This is a genomic window from Bacillus sp. NPDC077411, from assembly GCF_044543425.1.
Lineage (GTDB): Bacteria > Bacillota > Bacilli > Bacillales > Bacillaceae_G > Bacillus_A > Bacillus_A bruguierae.
Genome location: NZ_JBITWA010000006.1, coordinates 86,571 through 105,616, shown reverse-complemented (window position 1 = coordinate 105,616; position 19,046 = coordinate 86,571). Strand labels below are relative to the sequence as shown.

Sequence of the window (19,046 nt, the reverse complement as noted above, 5' to 3'; positions counted from 1 at the left end):
AAGGTAAGCGGAAAGTCTCTCGTTGAAAGTAGCGAGGGACTTACCGTTTGTTTCATACAAATCATACCGTTTGGCTCTTTTCGTAAGCACTCGTTTACGAAAAGAGCCAAACTTTACTAAGGTGATAGAATGCAACGTTATTTTGTAGAAGAACAAAATGTAAATGAAATGGCGATTCGTATTGTAGGAGATGATGTGCATCACATCGGAAGAGTAATGCGTATGACGCCTGGTGATCAAATTTATTGTTGTACAAATGGGAAGACGGCAATTTGTACAATTGCTGAAATTACCAATGAATTTGTAAATGCGACTATTGTAGAATGGGTAGAGATGTCAACTGAGCTACCTGTTTTTGTGACAATTGCAAGCGGATTGCCTAAAGGTGATAAGCTTGAGTTGATTTTACAAAAAGGAACTGAGCTTGGAGCAGCAGGCTTTTTACCGTTCCAAGCATCTCGATCTATTGTGAAATGGGATGCGAAAAAAGCTGGGAAAAAAGTAGAGCGTTTTAATAAAATTGTCAAAGAGGCAGCTGAGCAGTCTCATCGCAGTGAGATTCCGACTGTGTATGCGCCTGTTTCTTTTAAAGAGCTTCTCGCGATGAGCAAAGATTATGATAACTGTCTCGTTGCGTATGAAGAGGAAGCGAAACAAGGTGAAAAATCAAATTTCGCTAAGGCTTTAACAAAATTAAGGCCAGGACAAAAGGTGCTCATTGTATTTGGGCCAGAAGGTGGTTTAACGGAAGAAGAAGTATCTTCTCTTTCTGAGTATGCCTTTGTACCTTGTAGTTTAGGACCAAGAATATTGCGGACAGAAACGGCGCCTTTATACGCGCTAAGTGCCGCTTCTTATCATTTTGAATTAATGGGGTGAGTTATATGGCAACTGTTGCGTTTCATACGTTAGGTTGTAAAGTAAACCACTACGAGACAGAAGCAATTTGGCAACTGTTTAAACAGGGTGGTTATGAACGAACTGAATTTGAAAAAACAGCTGATGTGTATGTAATTAATACATGTACAGTAACAAATACAGGGGATAAAAAAAGTCGTCAAGTTATTCGTCGTGCCGTTCGTCAAAATCCTGATGCGGTAATTTGTGTAACGGGATGTTATGCACAAACATCTCCAGCGGAAATTATGGCAATTCCAGGTGTAGATATTGTAGTCGGAACGCAAGATCGTGAGAAAATGCTTGGCTATATTGAAGAATACCGTAATGAACGTCAGCCGATTAATGCTGTACGTAACATTATGAAAACACGTGTATACGAAGAGTTAGACGTACCATATTTTACAGATCGTACGCGTGCATCTTTAAAAATTCAAGAAGGATGTAACAACTTCTGTACGTTCTGTATTATTCCGTGGGCTCGTGGTTTAATGCGTTCTCGTGATGGGAAAGAAGTCATTCGCCAAGCGCAGCAATTAGTAGATGCTGGTTATAAAGAAATTGTTTTAACAGGTATTCATACAGGTGGATACGGTGAAGATATGAAAGATTATAACTTAGCGGGATTACTTCGTGATATGGAAGCGCAAGTAACAGGTTTAAAACGTCTTCGTATTTCTTCTATTGAGGCAAGTCAAATTACAGATGAAGTGATTGAAGTACTGCGTGATTCTAAAGTTGTTGTCCGTCATTTACACATACCGCTTCAATCTGGATCTAATACAGTATTGAAACGTATGCGTCGTAAATATACAATGGAGTTTTTCCAAGAGCGTTTAGACCGCTTAAAAGAAGCGCTGCCAGGACTTGCAATTACATCTGATGTTATCGTTGGTTTCCCAGGTGAAACAGAAGAAGAATTTATGGAAACGTTCAATTTCATCAAAAATAATCGTTTCTCTGAACTTCATGTATTCCCGTATTCAAAACGTACGGGGACACCAGCAGCACGTATGGAGGATCAAGTGCTAGAAGAAATCAAGAACGAGCGTGTACACCGCTTGATTGCATTATCTGATCAATTAGCGAAAGAATATGCATCTCAGTTTGAGGGTGAAGTGCTTGAAATTATTCCGGAAGAACCATTTAAAGAAGCTGGTCGTGAAGGATTATATGTAGGCTACACGGATAATTACTTAAAAGTTGTCTTTGAAGGCTCTGAAGAATTAATCGGTAAATTAATTAAAGTAAAAATTACGAAAGCTGGTTATCCTTACAATGAAGCACAATTTGTTCGTGTGCTAGAAGATGCATCTCCAAAAGAATCAGCAAGTGCGTAACAGAAAAGCATGCAAACGGTTTTGTTTGTATGCTTTTTTATTTGCTGGAGAAGTTAAAATATGAAACCGCTATACTTTATGATATAATGCTGAAGATTAAGGTTGTCAGACAACTTGTGAGCAACGAATTCACTAAGTATAAGTTGAGGAAGGGGTAAATTTAATATGAACTATGCAAAATTAATTGATCATACAGCATTAAAACCAGATACAAAAAAAGAGGCAATCGTGACTTTATGTGAAGAGGCAAAACAACATGATTTTGCTTCTGTATGTGTAAATCCAACATGGGTTGAAACGGCAGCGGAACTGTTAAAAGGAACAGATGTAAAAGTTTGTACAGTAATTGGTTTCCCTCTTGGAGCAAATACACCAGAAACAAAAGCATTTGAAACAACAGATGCGATTGCAAAAGGTGCAACAGAGGTTGATATGGTAATTAACATCGGAGCTTTACAAGATAAAAACGATGCGTTAGTAGAGCGTGATATTCGCGCTGTTGTAGAGGCTGCAAAAGAAAAAGCGCTTGTAAAAGTAATTATTGAAACATGCTTACTTACAGAAGAAGAAAAAGTTCGTGCTTGTGAATTGTCTGTAAAAGCAGGCGCCCATTTTGTAAAAACATCAACAGGATTTTCAACAGGTGGTGCAACAGTAGAAGATGTTGCGTTGATGAGAAAAACAGTAGGACCAAATATCGGTGTAAAAGCATCAGGCGGTGTTCGTGACGAAAAAGGCATGGATGCAATGGTAGAAGCAGGTGCAACACGTATCGGAACAAGCTCTGGCGTAGCATTAATAAGCGGAAAAACAGCAACAACTGATTATTAATTTAAAAGCGGAGCCGACTGTTCAGTCTCGTCGGCTAAGGTTCTTTCACGCAGAAGGTGTTCTTTACCTTCTCGCGTGGAAGGTTCTTAGACGTGAGGGACTAGGAGGTGTAGCTGGATAAAAATAAAAGCGGAAGCCGCTCGTTTAGAACATGAGGGCGCTGGAGCCCTTGACGTAGAGGCGTTATTTGCCTCGTAGGAAAGAGTGAAACGATCGATTGTTCTAGCGGTTGTAGCTGGATAAAATAAAAGCGGAAGCCGACTCGTTTAGAACATGAAGGCGTTGGAGCCCTTGACGTAGAGGCGCTTTTGATCTCGTTTGGCAGGTTACGGTGCAGTACTTAAAGGGTGACAAAGCAGAAGTGAACATTTGGATAGAATCATGTTGAATTGATATAGAAATATATATCGAAAATGTGCGTTTCATGAAAAAAGAAGAGCAAGTACTCTTCTTTTCTTTTATCAGATAGTTGACCAAAAAGTATAAAATGTATTATAATCGTAAAAGACATGCTGAGAAAGTGTTTACTTTTTGCATGCTGAAATTAGGATGTAAGTGGATGTTTCGGAGGGAGGGAAAGAGAATGTCAAAAACAGTCGTTCGTAAAAACGAGTCTTTGGAGGATGCACTTCGCCGTTTTAAAAGATCAACTTCTAAAGCTGGTACGCTTGCTGAAGCAAGAAAACGCGAGTTCTATGAAAAGCCAAGTGTAAAACGTAAGAAGAAATCTGAAGCGGCAAGAAAGCGTAAATTCTAAGAGAGGGTGTAATTTATGAGTCTTCTCGGTCGCTTAAACGATGATATGAAACAAGCGATGAAGAATAAAGAAAAAAATAAATTAACCGTTATTCGTATGGTTAAGGCTGCTTTACAAAATGAAGAAATTAAACTGCAGAACCCTCTTACAGAAGAAGAGGAACTAACAGTTTTAACTCGTGAAGTAAAACAGTATAAAGACTCCCTCCTTGAGTTTGAAAAAGCGGGTCGTGAAGACCTTGTCGATAAACTGAAAAGCGAAATTCAGATTTTAGAAACATATTTGCCAGAGCAATTGACAGAAGAAGAATTGCTTGCTGTTATTCAGCAATCTATCTCTGAAGTTGGTGCAGCTTCTAAAGCTGATATGGGCAAAGTGATGAGTGCTGTTTTGCCGAAAGTAAAAGGTAAAGCGGATGGCTCACAAGTGAATAGGCTTGTTTCACAACTATTAGCATAAAAAAGCGTCTCATTTATAATGAGACGCTTTTTTATGTTTTTTTTCAATTTGGACGTGATATTACAAGCTTTTTTTTCATACATATGGGATGAGAGGGGGGTCTTCGATGAGAAAGTTGCAGCAAATGAAAAACTGGATTACTAAGCAGATAGACCTACCTGCAGATGTGTTCATGGATCTGCCGAGAATTACACTTGTTGGGCAGGTACATATTTATATAGAAAATCATCGTGGATTATTGGTATTTAGTGATAAAGAGGTGCGGCTTTTATTAAAACAAGGACAATTATTAATAAAAGGAGACTCTTTTGTAATTAAGACGATTCTTCCAGAAGAGCTTTTACTTGAGGGAACCATTGAACAAGTCTTGTTTTTAGAAGACGAAAAAAAAGGTAAATAAAGTGAAACTTCCATTTGTGAGAGGTTTTATCGAACGAATCGGGCATAAGCAGACAGTATTTACTTCTTAGTTCTTTCGCTGCTAACCGTTTGAGTAGGGTACAGTCATAGATGTGGTGCAGATCTCTTAAGGGACTGCGCCTTTTTTAGAAAGCTGATGGAGGCGAGCTATGAAAAATAAGTGGTTTACAAATTGGATTGGGTATGTAAAAGTGCGAATTCAAGGAAGAGGAGCAGAACGATTTATTAACGAATGTGTACGACGAGATATCCTAGTTTGGGACGTCAAGAAAGTTGCAGACGATACACTTGTATTTTGTATGCTACTTCGTGATGTGAAACGATTACGCCCGATTTACCGTAAAAATGAATGCAATCTATACTTCATTGGACGTTACGGGGTTCCATTTTGGAATAAGCGCTTACTTCGGAATAGTGGTTTTTTTGTTGGTTTTCTTTTATTTTTCCTAGGTGTCATTGTTTTATCAAATATGGTATGGAAAATAGAGATAACAGGAGCAAAGCCGGAGACGGAATATATCATGATGAAAGAATTGGACAAAATGGGTATTAAAAAAGGAAAGCTTCAATTTCAAATGCCGAGTGTAGAGAAGGTACAGCGTTATTTGACTGATAATATTAACGCCATTACATGGGTTGGTTTGGAAGTGAAAGGAACAACGTATCATTTTAAAATAGTTGAAAAAAATGAACCAGAAAAAGAAAAAGAACAGCTGCCACAACATTTAGTCGCAAAAAAAGAAGCGATTGTTACAAAAATGTTTGTAGAAATAGGAAAACCAATAGTTATGAAAAATGATTATGTACAAAAAGGACAACTTCTTGTGTCAGGGATGTATGGGAAAGAGGAGAGCCCCACGATTGTATCAGCTAAAGGTGTTGTATTTGGTGAAACTTGGTACAAGTCTGAAGTGGAGGTGCCTCTAAAGACGACATTTCAAGTTTATACAGGGGATTCGTATAAAGAACATTATCTTACTTTTGGAAACATGAAAATAAAAATATGGGGATTTCAGCATGATAAGTATAAGCAGTCTAAAACGGAGACAGTAAGACATGATGTGAAATTGCTCGGTTTTACACTGCCGATTGCTTATGAAAAAGCGATTGTACGTGAAGAAGAAGAAGCAAACCGTGAATATACAGAAAAACAGGCACTGGCGGTGGCCGAGGAAATGGGACAAAAAGAATTAAAGAAAAAATTGGATGAACGTGCTATGATTATAGGGAAGAAAGTTTTGCATAAACAGGTTGAGAATGGGAATTTAAAATTATTGCTGCATTATACAGTAATTGAGAATATTGCAGAGGCTCAACCGCTATCTGAATCCGATATTCAAGGAGATTGAGTAATTAATGGCTGAACAATTAGTAGAGATGAATCAACAATTGGAAAACCATAATGAAGCAATTGCTTTGTTTGGAGTAAATGATGCACATTTAAAAATAATTGAGAACGAACTTGAAGTATCGATTGTTACAAGAGGGGAATCTGTTCGTGTATCTGGAACAGACGAAGCGGTAGCGCTTGTTGAAGGTATATTACAACAGCTTTTAGTTGTTATTCGCAAGGATGTATCGATTTCTGAGCGTGATGTAACCTATGCTATTCAACTTGGTCGTCAAGGGAAACTGGCTCATTTTGAAGAGTTATACGAAGAAGAAATTTTTAAAACAGCAAAAGGTAAGTCTATCCGTGTAAAAACGATGGGACAAAGGCAATATATTTATGCCATTAAGAAAAATGACATTGTGTTTGGAATGGGGCCAGCAGGTACTGGTAAAACATATTTAGCTGTAGTAATGGCTGTTCGAGCATTAAAAAATGGTTATGTGAAAAAAATTATTTTAACAAGACCTGCCGTGGAAGCGGGAGAGAGTCTTGGTTTTTTACCTGGAGATTTGAAAGAAAAAGTGGATCCATATTTACGACCTCTTTATGATGCTCTTCATGATGTACTTGGGCAAGAACATACGCAAAGAATGATGGAACGCGGTATCATTGAAGTTGCTCCATTAGCGTACATGAGAGGACGAACACTCGATGATGCATTTGTGATTTTAGATGAGGCGCAAAATACAACGGGAGCGCAAATTAAAATGTTTTTAACACGTCTTGGATTTGGCTCAAAAATGGTTGTAACAGGAGATCCATCTCAGATTGATCTACCGAAAGGTGTGAAATCTGGTCTTTCAATTGCAGCGAATGTATTAGACCGTGTGCCTGGTCTTTCGTTTATTAAACTTGAGCAGTCGGATGTTGTTCGTCATCCGCTCGTACAGCGTATTATTGAAGCATATGATAAAATGGAATGATCCTACTTATAAGGATCATTTCTTTTTATCTCAATTGGTTCTAACCTTCTAGAGAAGAACACTCTAAAAGGAAGTTTCACTGTATATTTTTTATATATAAATCCATTTTGATTTTTCGACATACAAGTCACTGCTATGCAGAATACAACATGACCGCTACTTGTTTGCTCCTTTTGTTTGTAAACCTCGCATGTGGCAGGAAAAGGCCCTGACCGTTTCTGTGCACGGCCAGATGCTCTCGTCCTCCTCTAAAAGAAAGTGGTTTTATGTCGTTTTTTTAACTTGCATGTATATAGATTTTGTGAACAGGTTGGCTAATGCTTTATTTTTTATTATCATAAATAAAGGAAATGGTATTTGTTCTGTTTCACTTAATATTTGGAGAGGAGAAGGTATTGTAATTATGTTAAGGTTGCAAGAAGTTGCTAAGTGGTTTCGTAATTTACAGCATTCGAAAAAACTGAGCTGGATTTCTTATATTTTAATAGGAGCAGTGTTATTTTTTGCACTGATGAATAATGTAAAACCAGAACAACTCGATGTCAAAATGTTGTCTATTTCTAAAAAGACAATCCATTCTCCCATCAAAATTGAAGATAAAGTAACGACAGAAAAGAAAAAGAGAGAAGCAGCTCAAAAGATTGAAGATCAGTATACATATCGAAGTGAATATAAACAAAATCGGATTGATGTTGTGAACTCAGTTTTTGATGCAATTAAGGAAGTGAATGCAGAGTCAAATGCAGCCGCTTCGGCGCCGGCAGGACAAAATAAATTGTCGGCGGCAGAAAGATTGGATAAGTTAAAGGAGAAACTCCCAAGGGAGTTAACAAAAAGTTTGTCTGATCAAGTGTTATTACAATTTCTAGGTGCGACAGATGATCAGCTTCTTATAGCGAGGGAATCAACTGTCACAGCTGTGAATAGTTTAATGAGTTCTCATATTAAAATGAATGAAGTAGATCAGTTTAAAGACCGTATTACTAACGAGTTAAAAAATGTATCTGTCAGCAATGAATTGAAGCAAGCAATTACTGCGCTTGGACAGTATGCGATTGTACCGAACTATTTTTATGATTCGAATGCAACGAAAGAAAGAAAGCAAATGGCAATAGATCAAGTAGCTCCTGTTTATATTTTGCAAGGTCAAATTCTTGTGAAAGAAGGAGACACAATTACAAGAGAAGCGTATGAACAGTTAAAGTTAGTGGGGTTATTGGATCAAAGTAATTCGTTTCAGCCGTATTTGGGTCTAGCTATTTTTATTGGTGTTCTTTTATTTTTCATGCATAAGCAATTTGTAGCATTTTTGAAGCCGAGAAGAGAGGACAAGCCATATATTTTAGCTTATACAACAATTGTCGCTATTACAGTTGTTTTAATGAAAATTATTAGTTTGTTTCAAAAGTTAGAATATGTCGGTATTGCTTATATTGCTCCAGTTGCAATGGGGACTATATTAGTAAAATTAATGATTGGTGATCGATTTGTTTTTATAACAAGCGTAATTTTTTCGGTGTGCGGCAGCATTTTATTTAATGAAGGTGTGACGAGTACACTTAATTATGCAGTCGGAATTTATGTATTGCTTAGCTCGCTTTCTGTTAGTATTTTCTTACGGGAAAAGCATCGTCGTACAATGCTATTGCAAGTTGGGATACTTGTATCGATTTTAAATGTTGTCGTATTAGCAGCTTTATTGCTATTGCGTAACGGAAACTTTTCGGCAATTGAGATTGGAACACATTTAGTAATGGCAGCGGCGTCTGGGATTATTTCATCTATTTTAGCGATGGGGATATTGCCGTATTTAGAGAGCGGTCTTGGTCTTGTCTCTAGCATGAAATTAATAGAATTAGCAAGTCCGAACCATCCGTTGATTCGCAAAATTCTGTTAGAAGCACCCGGAACGTATCATCATAGCGTTATGGTTGCCAATTTATCAGAAGCTGCATGTGAAGCTATTGGGGCGAATGGAGTATTAGCACGTGTAGGAGCATATTATCATGACATCGGAAAAACAGTGCAGCCGCATTTCTTTATTGAAAATCAAATGGGTATATCAAATCCCCATGATCGGTTAGACCCTGAAACAAGTAGAGATATTATTATCTCTCATGTTACAAATGGAGTGAAAATGTTAGAAGAACATCATATTCCACAAGAGATTATTGATATTGCGGCCGAGCATCATGGAACGACTCTGTTAAAATATTTCTACTACAAAGCAATGCAAGAAGATAAAGAGAAATATACAGAAGAAATGTTTCGTTATCCAGGGCCAAAAGCAACATCTAAAGAATCGGCAATTGTTGGGATTGCTGATAGTGTAGAAGCGGCAGTTCGTTCGATGAATGCACCAACACCGGAGCAAATTGATCATCTTGTTCGCAGTATTATTAAAGATCGTTTACAAGATGGCCAATTCAGTGAATGTAATTTAACATTTAAAGAACTGCAAATTGTCGGGAAAACATTATGTGAAACATTAAATGGAATTTTCCATTCTCGAATTAAGTATCCAAAATTAACAGAAGAAAAGGTGAACTAAATGGGATTAATAATTGACTTTATTGATGAAACAGAAGAAGTAAAAGAAGAGTATGTTGAGATGATTCAACAATTAGTTGAAAAAGCTGCAGAGATAGAATCTGTAGAAGGTGGAGCAGAGCTTTCAATCACATTTGTTAATAATGAACGTATTCAAGAAATTAACCGTGAATATCGTGATAAAGATCAGCCAACAGACGTAATTTCTTTTGCGATGGAAGATATGGGGGAAGGAGAAATGGAAATTGTCGGGGTGGAAATGCCTCGTATGTTAGGTGATATTATTATTTCTATTCCGAGAGCGAAAGAGCAGGCTGAAGAATATGGTCATTCTTTTGATCGTGAACTTGGTTTTTTAGCGGTGCATGGTTTTTTACATTTGCTTGGTTATGATCACATGACAGAAGAAGAGGAGAAGGTTATGTTTGGGAAGCAAAAAGAAATTCTTGATGCATTTGGATTAGCTAGATGAAAAAAGGAAAACTTATAAACAGTTTTCGCTATGCGTTTGCTGGTATTTTCTTTTGTTTTCGCTATGAACGAAATGTGCAAATTCATTGTTTAGCAGCGTGTATTGTTAGTTTGCTTGGTCTTTATTTTCATGTTACAAAAACAGAATGGCTCATTTTAATTTTGACTATTGGTGTTGTATTTGCGCTAGAAATCGTGAATACAGCGGTGGAGAAAACCGTTGATTTAGTAACCATGGATGTGAAGCCTCTTGCTAAAATAGCAAAAGATACAGCAGCAGGCGCCGTATTAGTTTTCTCGATTATTGCTGTTGTAATTGGTGCTATTATCTTTGGACCGTATATGATATAGTTGCATTCCAAAGATTTTTATCTTTTCATATTGTGAATGGAAAGGAAGAGAAACGATGAACAACAATGAATTAATTCAAGAAGCGATTGAAGCGCGTAAACAAGCATATGTACCATATTCTAAATTTCAAGTAGGTGCTGCCTTATTAACGACAGACGGGAAAGTATACCGTGGTTGTAATGTTGAGAATGCATCGTATGGGTTATGTAACTGTGCGGAAAGAACAGCGCTATTTAAAGCGATTTCTGAAGGAAGCACAGAATTTACTGCAATTGCAGTTGTAGCAGATACAAGACGTCCGGTACCTCCATGTGGAGCGTGTCGTCAAGTTATGGTAGAATTGTGTAAGTCAAATACAAAAGTATACTTGACAAATTTACAAGGTGACATACAAGAAACAACAGTAGGAGAATTGTTGCCAGGAGCATTTGTAGCGGAGGATTTACATGAATAGAGAAGGTTTTAAATCAGGTTTTGTCTCTATTATTGGGAGACCAAACGTTGGGAAATCAACATTTTTAAATCGAATTATCGGTCAAAAAATTGCGATTATGAGTGATAAACCACAAACAACACGTAATAAAATTCAGGGTGTGTACACAGAAAATGATGCGCAAGTCGTATTTATTGATACACCAGGTATACATAAACCAAAGCATAAGCTTGGCGATTTTATGGTTAAAATGGCTCAAACAACAATAAAAGAAGTAGATATTGTTTTATTTATGGTCAACGCAGAGGAAGGCTTTGGACGTGGTGAAGAGTTTATCATCGAAAAATTACAAGAAACGAAGCAACCGGTATTTTTAGTTATTAATAAAATTGATCAAGTCCATCCAGAAGAGCTCCTCGGACTGATTGATCGATATCGTACGTTATATAATTTTGCTGAAATTGTGCCAATCTCAGCATTACAAGGAAATAATATTGATGCGTTAATCGGCGCAATTAAAAAGTATTTACCAGAAGGCCCTCAGTATTATCCGGAAAATCAAGTAACGGATCATCCGGAACGCTTTATTATTGCGGAACTTATTCGTGAAAAAGTATTGCATTTAACACGTGAGGAAGTGCCGCATTCTGTTGCCGTAGTTATTGATGCAATTCAAAAGCGTGAAGGTGGAGCGATTTACGTTAATGCCACAATTATTGTAGAACGTCCATCGCAAAAAGGAATTGTAATCGGAAAACAAGGTAAGATGTTAAAAGAAATTGGGAAAAGAGCGCGCCTTGATGTGGAGTCGCTTCTTGGTTCAAGAGTATTTTTAGAACTGTGGGTAAAAGTGCAGAAAGATTGGCGCAACAAAATGTCCCAGTTACGTGATCTTGGCTTCCGTGAAGATGAATATCTATAAAGTGAAACGTTTTTACTGCTCGCAAATTGCGGGATAAAAGCTGTATAATTTAGCAAAATTTTTCTCACATGAAAATGAACAAAATGGGTCATTTTAATAGCAAAGAAAGAAATTGGATTACATGAACGCTCACTGAGAAAGGTGGATTCTTATGTTAGATTTTACCTGGAAAGTTTTCTCGAAAACAGGAAGCATTGAAACATATCTTCTTTTGAAGGAAATGGAAAAAAATGTAGAAGATGAAATGCAACAGCATGAAGAAATACAAGTAGAGCTAGATTCTCCAATTTCCTAACCCATTTTGTTCGAACCTTGGATGGTGACGAACATGTTTCAAAAAATTGAGGGAATAGTCATTCGAACGATTGATTATGGAGAAACAAACAAAATTGTAACTATATTTTCTCGTGAATTAGGGAAAGTTAGTGCGATGGCGAGAGGTGCTAAAAAGCCTAAAAGCAGATTGTCATCCGTTTCTCAATTACTAACTCATGGCCATTTTCTTATTCAAATGGGTTCTGGTTTAGGAACATTGCAGCAAGGTGAGATTATTTCTTCTATGAGAGAAATTCGTGAAGATTTATTTTTAACTGCTTATGCGTCATTTATTGTTGAGTTGACTGATAAAGCGACAGAAGATAAAAAACATAATCCGTATTTATTCGAAATGTTATATCAAACGTTGCATTATATGGGCGAAGGGGTTGACCCGGAAATTTTAGCGCTAATCTATCAAACGAAGATGCTGCCAGTTCTAGGGCTTAATCCATACTTTGATACATGTGCAATTTGTCACCAGTCAACAGATTTTGTCGCCTTCTCTGTTAGGGAAGGCGGCTTTCTGTGTAAACATCACGCTGAGCAGGATCCGTACCGTATTTCAATTAGCGAAGCTATTCACAAGCTGCTTAGGTTATTTTATCATTTCGACTTAGCCCGTCTTGGAAATGTCTCTGTGAAAGCAGAAACAAAAAAACAAATGCGCACAGTATTGAATATGTATTATGATGAATACTGTGGGATATATTTGAAATCAAGACGTTTTTTAGATCAACTTGATAAATTTCAAATATAAGGGACCGGATTCGGGTCCTTTTTACATACTTTCTTTTTCGAATGATATATTTAGTATATAATATTTAAGAGATAGTATAACTTTTTTCGTTTTGTAATGAAGGTGGTGATTATCATAGAACTGAATAAGCGCCAAGAACATATCATTCAGATTGTAAAAGACAACGGTCCAATTACAGGGGAAGCGATTGCTGAGCAATTAAATTTAACGAGAGCAACGCTTAGACCAGATTTGGCTATTTTAACGATGGCCGGCTATTTAGAAGCGCGTCCTCGTGTTGGGTATTTTTACACTGGAAAAACAGGTGGGCAACTGCTTTCAGAAGCAGTTAAAAAGATTGTCGTACAAGATTATCAATCTAGACCAGTTGTGGTTGATAAAAATGTTTCGGTATATGATGCGATTTGTACAATGTTTTTAGAAGATGTCGGTACTTTATTTATCGTTGATCAAAATACATTGTTAGTCGGTGTTGTTTCTCGAAAAGATTTGTTAAGAGCAAGCTTAGGAAAGCAGGAATTAGCGTCATTACCGGTAAATATTATTATGACAAGAATGCCGAATGTTACGATGTGTCGCAAGGAAGATAACTTGTATGATGTTGCAATGGATTTAATAGAAAAGCAGATTGACTCTGTTCCGGTTGTAAAAGAGACGAAACAGGGATTAGAAGTTGTTGGTCGAATTACAAAAACCAATATTACGCGTGCTTTCGTTGATTTAGTGAATCATGAGTAAAGGCAATTCGTTTAAAGTGAGGTAATGCAATGAATAGTAAAATTGTATATGTCGTGTCTGATTCAGTTGGAGAAACAGCTGATTTAGTTGTTCGAGCAGCTATGGGACAATTTCCATTTGCGCCGGATATTAGACGTGTGCCGTATGTAGAAGATACAGGGACGCTAAAAGAAGTTATTTCTATTGCCAAAAGTAATAATGCTCTTATTTGTTTTACATTAGTAAAGCCTGATATGAGAAAATATTTACGAGAAGAAGCGGCAAAAGAAGGCGTAGAAGTGTATGATATTATCGGTCCTCTTATCGATCAAATTGAAGATATAACAAAACAAACTCCAAGATATGAACCGGGGGTTGTGCGAAAGCTGGATGAAGAGTATTTCAAAAAAATTGAGGCAATTGAATTTGCTGTGAAATATGATGATGGTAGAGATTCAAGAGGTCTTTTAAAAGCAGATATTGTATTAATTGGAATTTCTCGTACATCGAAAACACCGCTTTCGCAATATTTAGCACATAATAAGCGATTAAAGGTTGCTAACGTTCCGCTCGTACCAGAAGTGGATCCGCCAGAAGAATTATACCATGTGCCGAAAGAAAAATGTTTTGGGTTAAAAATAACGCCTGATAAATTAAATCATATTCGCAAAGAACGTTTAAAATCTCTTGGATTAAGTGATGGAGCAAATTATGCAAACATTGAACGTATTAAAGAAGAGATTAAACACTTTGAACAGATTGTAAGTAGAATAGGTTGCCAGGTTATCGATGTATCGAATAAGGCGATTGAAGAAACGGCAAATATTATTGTGAATGCAGTGCAAAACCAAAAAATGTTTTAGCACATTTACCAAAGGTGAATGTGCTTTTTTCACTAACTATAAAAATTAAAAGGACATGTAGCTAAGTTTAGAAAAATGTATTATAATAAAAAATTGTGATAAAAACATTCATTTTACGTTTAGACTTCAATTTTTCAGAATAAACTAGTGATAGGTTTTGTAAAGGACATGCTTTTACGTAAAATCGACAAAAATCTGAACAAGAAAACGCACATTATGGAAGGATTCACAGAAGGGATGTAGAATAGAGAAATATGCAAAACATCACTCGAATTTATGTTGATGCAGATGCATGTCCAGTGAAGGAAGAAATTATGCGCGTCGGTGCAAAATTTCATGTCGATATTTGGTTTATCGCATCCTACGCCCATCAGTCAAGAAGTCAGAAGGGAAATTGGGTATATGTAGATTCTGCGCAAGACGAGGTGGATTTTTATATCTATCAGCGTGCAGAAGTAGGAAATCTCGTTATCACACAGGATATGGGACTTGCTGGTCTTCTTGTCAAAAAAGGAGTATATGTATTATCTCCGCGCGGCACAATTGTGACCGATGAGCATATGGATACAATTTTATATAATCGATACGTATCTGCGAAGTTACGCAGACAAGGAACCTTTACAAAAGGGCCAAAAGCGTTTTCTAAACGTGATCGGCAATATTTTTTGGCAAATTTAGAAAAAATATTGTCGAATTATAAAGGAATCCTTTAATTTGTATCGAATACAAAATACGACACGGAGATGGAGTTATGGGGAACAGAATTCCCGAAGAAGTTGTAGAACAAATTCGTATATCATCTGATATTGTTGAAGTGATTGGTGAATATGTACAGCTTAAAAAACAAGGTCGAAATTATTTTGGGCTTTGTCCTTTCCATGGCGAAAACTCACCGTCGTTTTCTGTTTCTGCTGATAAGCAAATTTTTCATTGCTTTGGATGTGGAGAAGGGGGAAATGTTTTTTCTTTCTTAATGAAAATAGATGGACTGTCTTTTGTGGAAGCTGCGCAAAAATTAGGTGAGCGAAATGGTATTCCTGTTGCTAACTTTACATCAGAACTAGAGCAAACACAAAATATATCTGATGATAGCACGATTATGTTGCAAGCCCACGAGCTTTTGAAAAAGTATTATCATCATCTCTTAGTAAATACAGAAGAAGGAAAACAGCCGCTTGCGTATTTACTAGAGCGAGGTATTACAAAAGAAATGATTGTAAAGTTTGAAATTGGATACGCCACTCCTGCTTGGGATGCAGCGGCAAAAATCTTACAAAAACGAGGTTTTTCACCTGCTGTTATGGAGCAAGCTGGATTACTTGTTCGCAGTGAGAAGGATGGCAGTTATCATGATCGTTTTCGCGGACGAGTGATGTTTCCAATTCATACACTGCAAGGGAAAGTAGCTGCTTTTAGTGGACGGGCATTAGGGGATGATACGCCTAAGTATTTAAATAGTCCAGAGACACCTATTTTTCATAAAAGCAAGCTGGTATATAACTTTCATCAAGCAAGGTCATTTATTCGAAAACGAGGACAAGTTCTTCTCTTTGAAGGATATGCGGATGTTTTAGCTGCTGTGAAAAGTGGGATCGAAGAATCGGTTGCTACGATGGGAACTGCTTTAACTGAGGAACAGGCAAAGCTTTTGCGGCGTAATGTTGAAACTGTTGTTCTTTGCTATGATGGTGATAAAGCAGGACAAGAAGCAACAATGAAAGCAGGACAATTGTTATTGCAAACCGGTTGTGAAGTGAAAGTTGTCTCTATGCCAGATAAATTAGACCCTGACGAGTATGTACAGCGTTATGGAACAACAGCGTTTCAAAAACTTGTACAAGCGAGTATAAGTTTTGTTGGATTTAAAATAAATTATCTTCGTTTAGGGAAAAATTTGCAAGATGAGTCTGGAAAAGAAACTTATGTGAAAAGTGTTTTAAAAGAGTTAGCGTCATTGCAAGATGCAATGCAAGCGGAATCGTATTTGAAGGCATTGTCACAGGAATTTGCTTACTCAATGGAAACACTGCTGGGGCAATTGCACCAATATCGCAAAGAACAAAAGGTACAGCAAAAACAGGCAAAGCCAATTGCACAGCCTTCTCAAATTGTTCATGTGAAACCGAAATTTTCTGGTTTTGAAAGAGCTGAAAGAGAGCTTATTTATCACATGTTGCAGAGTGAAGATATCGCTTTTCGTATCGAACCTCATATAGAAGATTTTCATACAGAAGAACATAAAGGGATTTTATATGAGCTATACGCATATTATGAAAAGGGAAATGAACCGTCAGTCGCAAACTTTCTAAGTTGGCTTTCTGATGAAAAGCTGAAAAATATTGTAACTAATATTTCAACAGATGAAATGATTAATCCTGAGTTCTCAGAAGAATTGCTTCATGGCAATGTAGACGCGCTGCGTCGGCATAAGCAAAAGTTAAAGAAAATGGAAAATATTTTTACGCTGAAGCAAATGGAAAAAGAAGATCATTTAGCAGCAGCACGATTTTTCCAAGAATATTTGCAAAAACGAAAAGCAAGAAAATAGCTTTTTGTATAAAAACTTACTATAATCATTGTTTGTATCTCGCGTAAGGAGGGGAACAAATGGCTGATAAACCAGCTCGTTCTAAACAAATTGAAACTGATATGACACTTGAGCAAGTGAAAGAGCAACTCACAGAGCTCGGAAAAAAACGTGGCGTTCTTACATATGAAGAGATTGCAGAACGCATGAGCGGATTTGATATTGAATCCGATCAAATGGATGAATATTATGAATATTTAGGTGAACAAGGAATCGATTTAGTTGGCGACAGTGATGAAGATCCAAATACTCGTCAATTAGCCAAAGCTGAAGAAGAGTTTGACTTAAACGATTTAAGTGTACCGCCAGGTGTAAAAATTAATGATCCTGTCCGTATGTACTTAAAAGAAATCGGTCGTGTTGACTTATTATCTGCTGAAGAAGAAATTGCTCTTGCAAAACGTATTGAAGAAGGCGATGAAGAAGCGAAACGCCGCCTTGCAGAAGCAAACTTACGTCTAGTTGTAAGTATTGCAAAACGTTATGTTGGCCGCGGTATGCTTTTCTTAGACTTAATTCAAGAAGGGAATATGGGTCTAATTAAAGCTGTTGAAAAGTTTGATTACCGCAAAGGGTATAAATTTAGTACGTATGCAACGTGGTGGATTCGTCAAGCAATTACACGTGCAATTGCGGACCAAGCAAGAACAATTCGTATACCAGTTCATATGGTTGAAACAATTAATAAGTTGATTCGTGTTCAACGTCAATTATTACAAGATTTAGGTCGTGAGCCATCTCCAGAAGAGATTGGTGAAGAAATGGATCTTGCTCCTGAAAAAGTACGCGAAATCTTAAAGATTGCCCAAGAGCCAGTATCTCTTGAAACACCGATTGGTGAAGAGGATGACTCTCATTTAGGTGATTTTATCGAAGACCAAGAAGCAACATCTCCTGCAGATCATGCAGCGTATGAATTATTAAAAGAACAATTAGAAGATGTATTAGATACATTGACAGATCGTGAAGAAAATGTTCTTCGTCTTCGCTTTGGTTTAGACGATGGACGAACTCGTACGCTTGAAGAAGTTGGAAAAGTATTCGGCGTTACGAGAGAGCGTATTCGTCAAATTGAAGCAAAAGCGCTTCGTAAATTAAGACACCCAAGCCGTAGCAAACGCTTGAAAGATTTCTTAGAATAGAGCTTTGTGTAAAGTTTACTTCATTAATATGAAGTAAACTTTTTTTGTTAATTTTTGTTAAAATCTACATGTCAGTAGCAATTACAATTCTTGTAATTTATTTTACAGAATTGTCTTTTGATTTGCAAATAGTCATTTTTCGATTTTTCGATTAATTTCGTGTATTCTTAACAAAAATATATGGAGAATATAAATGTTTGTGATGAGAAAAGTGGATATTTAGCAAAAAATTACGTGATTTTGTAGCGGAATAATTAATTGAATATATGGAATATTTTTAACTTATTACAGTTTGGTCTTTTCTGGTAGATTGTTTTCAAGTACAATAGAAATGACTAAATCATCAAACTATTGGGGGATATAGAGGGGGAAAAAGAAAAAATGAAGCGTAATCCGTTAATTCCATTTGCTCTTATTGCTGTATTGGGAATTATTATTATGTTTGTATTTTCATTTCAAGGCATGCATAAATCAAAGGAACTAGCTGACGCGAAGAAAAACGGGGGAAAAACGACACAAACAGCAGCAAAACCAGAAGAGATTGTAAAACAAAGTTGTGCAAGTTGTCATGGTGATCAATTGCAAGGGGCAGTTGGTCCTAATTTGCAAAAAGTTGGCGGTAAGCTTTCGAAGGATCAAATTCAAGAAGTAATTGTAAAAGGAAAAGGAAATATGCCACCAGGTCTTATTCCGGCAGATCAAGCGTCTAAAGTAGCAGATTGGTTATCAAAGAAAAAATAATAGTTGATTACATAATGGCTCTTTACATCTAAGTAAAGGGCTTTTTTTTATTAGTTAAAACGCCAAATTTAAAAATAAATGGTTTGTAAGCGAAGTAAAATGATTTATCTACTTGCAATAATAACTATAAATTCTTTATCATGGAGACAGACTGAAAGAGAAGGAGTAATTGAA

General features: G+C 36.8%; 21 protein-coding genes. All 21 read left to right on the top strand.

The genetic code is table 11. The features are described from left to right. The first annotated feature begins 129 nt into the window (after positions 1–129). Complete coding sequence (locus ACIGHG_RS10395) at positions 130–879, top strand: 16S rRNA (uracil(1498)-N(3))-methyltransferase (protein WP_336471208.1); 750 nt, start codon at positions 130–132, stop codon at positions 877–879. A gap of 5 nt (positions 880–884) precedes the next feature. Beyond that, on the top strand, positions 885–2,237 hold the full coding sequence (mtaB, locus tag ACIGHG_RS10390) for a tRNA (N(6)-L-threonylcarbamoyladenosine(37)-C(2))-methylthiotransferase MtaB (RefSeq protein ID WP_336471209.1): 1,353 nt from the start codon (positions 885–887) through the stop codon (positions 2,235–2,237). Positions 2,238–2,402: 165 nt separating this feature from the next. Further along, positions 2,403–3,068 (top strand): deoxyribose-phosphate aldolase, encoded by a 666-nt coding sequence (gene deoC / locus ACIGHG_RS10385; protein ID WP_090916700.1) that lies wholly within the window; start codon positions 2,403–2,405, stop codon positions 3,066–3,068. 583 nt (positions 3,069–3,651) lie between these two features. Continuing rightward, positions 3,652–3,825 (top strand): 30S ribosomal protein S21, encoded by a 174-nt coding sequence (rpsU, locus tag ACIGHG_RS10380; protein ID WP_020062243.1) that lies wholly within the window; start codon positions 3,652–3,654, stop codon positions 3,823–3,825. 15 nt (positions 3,826–3,840) lie between these two features. Further along, positions 3,841–4,284, top strand: a complete 444-nt coding sequence (locus ACIGHG_RS10375; protein WP_090916698.1) for a GatB/YqeY domain-containing protein — start codon at positions 3,841–3,843, stop codon at positions 4,282–4,284. Between the two features lie 106 nt (positions 4,285–4,390). Next, positions 4,391–4,684 (top strand): sporulation protein YqfC, encoded by a 294-nt coding sequence (gene yqfC / locus ACIGHG_RS10370; RefSeq protein ID WP_035429805.1) that lies wholly within the window; start codon positions 4,391–4,393, stop codon positions 4,682–4,684. Between the two features lie 169 nt (positions 4,685–4,853). Continuing rightward, positions 4,854–6,053: a sporulation protein YqfD gene (yqfD, locus tag ACIGHG_RS10365; protein WP_336471210.1), complete on the top strand. Its 1,200-nt coding sequence runs from the start codon at positions 4,854–4,856 to the stop codon at positions 6,051–6,053. A 7-nt stretch (positions 6,054–6,060) separates the two neighbouring features. After that, the gene (locus tag ACIGHG_RS10360) at positions 6,061–7,020 is read left to right on the top strand and encodes a PhoH family protein (protein WP_336471211.1); all 960 of its coding nucleotides are present in this window, start codon (positions 6,061–6,063) and stop codon (positions 7,018–7,020) included. A gap of 403 nt (positions 7,021–7,423) precedes the next feature. After that, positions 7,424–9,571: an HD family phosphohydrolase gene (locus ACIGHG_RS10355; protein ID WP_336471212.1), complete on the top strand. Its 2,148-nt coding sequence runs from the start codon at positions 7,424–7,426 to the stop codon at positions 9,569–9,571. After that, positions 9,572–10,042 (top strand): rRNA maturation RNase YbeY, encoded by a 471-nt coding sequence (gene ybeY / locus ACIGHG_RS10350; RefSeq protein WP_336471213.1) that lies wholly within the window; start codon positions 9,572–9,574, stop codon positions 10,040–10,042. After that, positions 10,039–10,392 carry a diacylglycerol kinase family protein gene (locus ACIGHG_RS10345; RefSeq protein ID WP_336471214.1) on the top strand — a complete coding sequence of 118 codons (354 nt, stop codon included), beginning with the start codon at positions 10,039–10,041 and terminating at the stop codon, positions 10,390–10,392. The genes ybeY and ACIGHG_RS10345 overlap by 4 nt, the downstream gene beginning before the upstream one ends. A gap of 55 nt (positions 10,393–10,447) precedes the next feature. Beyond that, complete coding sequence (locus ACIGHG_RS10340) at positions 10,448–10,846, top strand: cytidine deaminase (protein ID WP_090916690.1); 399 nt, start codon at positions 10,448–10,450, stop codon at positions 10,844–10,846. Then, positions 10,839–11,747, top strand: coding sequence for a GTPase Era (gene era, locus ACIGHG_RS10335; protein ID WP_090916688.1), 909 nt, complete (start codon positions 10,839–10,841; stop codon positions 11,745–11,747). Before ACIGHG_RS10340 ends, era begins: the two co-directional genes overlap by 8 nt. Positions 11,748–11,898: 151 nt before the next feature. Next, positions 11,899–12,042, top strand: coding sequence for a YqzL family protein (locus ACIGHG_RS10330; protein WP_090916686.1), 144 nt, complete (start codon positions 11,899–11,901; stop codon positions 12,040–12,042). Positions 12,043–12,075: 33 nt separating this feature from the next. Beyond that, positions 12,076–12,822, top strand: coding sequence for a DNA repair protein RecO (gene recO / locus ACIGHG_RS10325; RefSeq protein ID WP_336471215.1), 747 nt, complete (start codon positions 12,076–12,078; stop codon positions 12,820–12,822). Between the two features lie 105 nt (positions 12,823–12,927). After that, positions 12,928–13,560, top strand: a complete 633-nt coding sequence (ccpN, locus tag ACIGHG_RS10320) for a transcriptional regulator CcpN (RefSeq protein ID WP_336471216.1) — start codon at positions 12,928–12,930, stop codon at positions 13,558–13,560. A gap of 29 nt (positions 13,561–13,589) precedes the next feature. Next, a complete protein-coding gene (locus ACIGHG_RS10315; RefSeq protein WP_336471217.1) occupies positions 13,590–14,402 on the top strand; it encodes a pyruvate, water dikinase regulatory protein in 813 nt (270 codons plus the stop codon). A gap of 254 nt (positions 14,403–14,656) precedes the next feature. Next, positions 14,657–15,115 (top strand): YaiI/YqxD family protein, encoded by a 459-nt coding sequence (locus ACIGHG_RS10310; RefSeq protein ID WP_090916680.1) that lies wholly within the window; start codon positions 14,657–14,659, stop codon positions 15,113–15,115. 38 nt (positions 15,116–15,153) lie between these two features. Further along, a complete protein-coding gene (dnaG, locus tag ACIGHG_RS10305) occupies positions 15,154–16,950 on the top strand; it encodes a DNA primase (RefSeq protein ID WP_396548360.1) in 1,797 nt (598 codons plus the stop codon). 59 nt (positions 16,951–17,009) lie between these two features. After that, positions 17,010–18,131, top strand: a complete 1,122-nt coding sequence (gene rpoD, locus ACIGHG_RS10300; RefSeq protein ID WP_020062259.1) for an RNA polymerase sigma factor RpoD — start codon at positions 17,010–17,012, stop codon at positions 18,129–18,131. A 381-nt stretch (positions 18,132–18,512) separates the two neighbouring features. Beyond that, positions 18,513–18,872 carry a cytochrome c550 gene (gene cccA / locus ACIGHG_RS10295; RefSeq protein ID WP_336471219.1) on the top strand — a complete coding sequence of 120 codons (360 nt, stop codon included), beginning with the start codon at positions 18,513–18,515 and terminating at the stop codon, positions 18,870–18,872. The last annotated feature ends 174 nt before the right edge of the window (positions 18,873–19,046 follow it).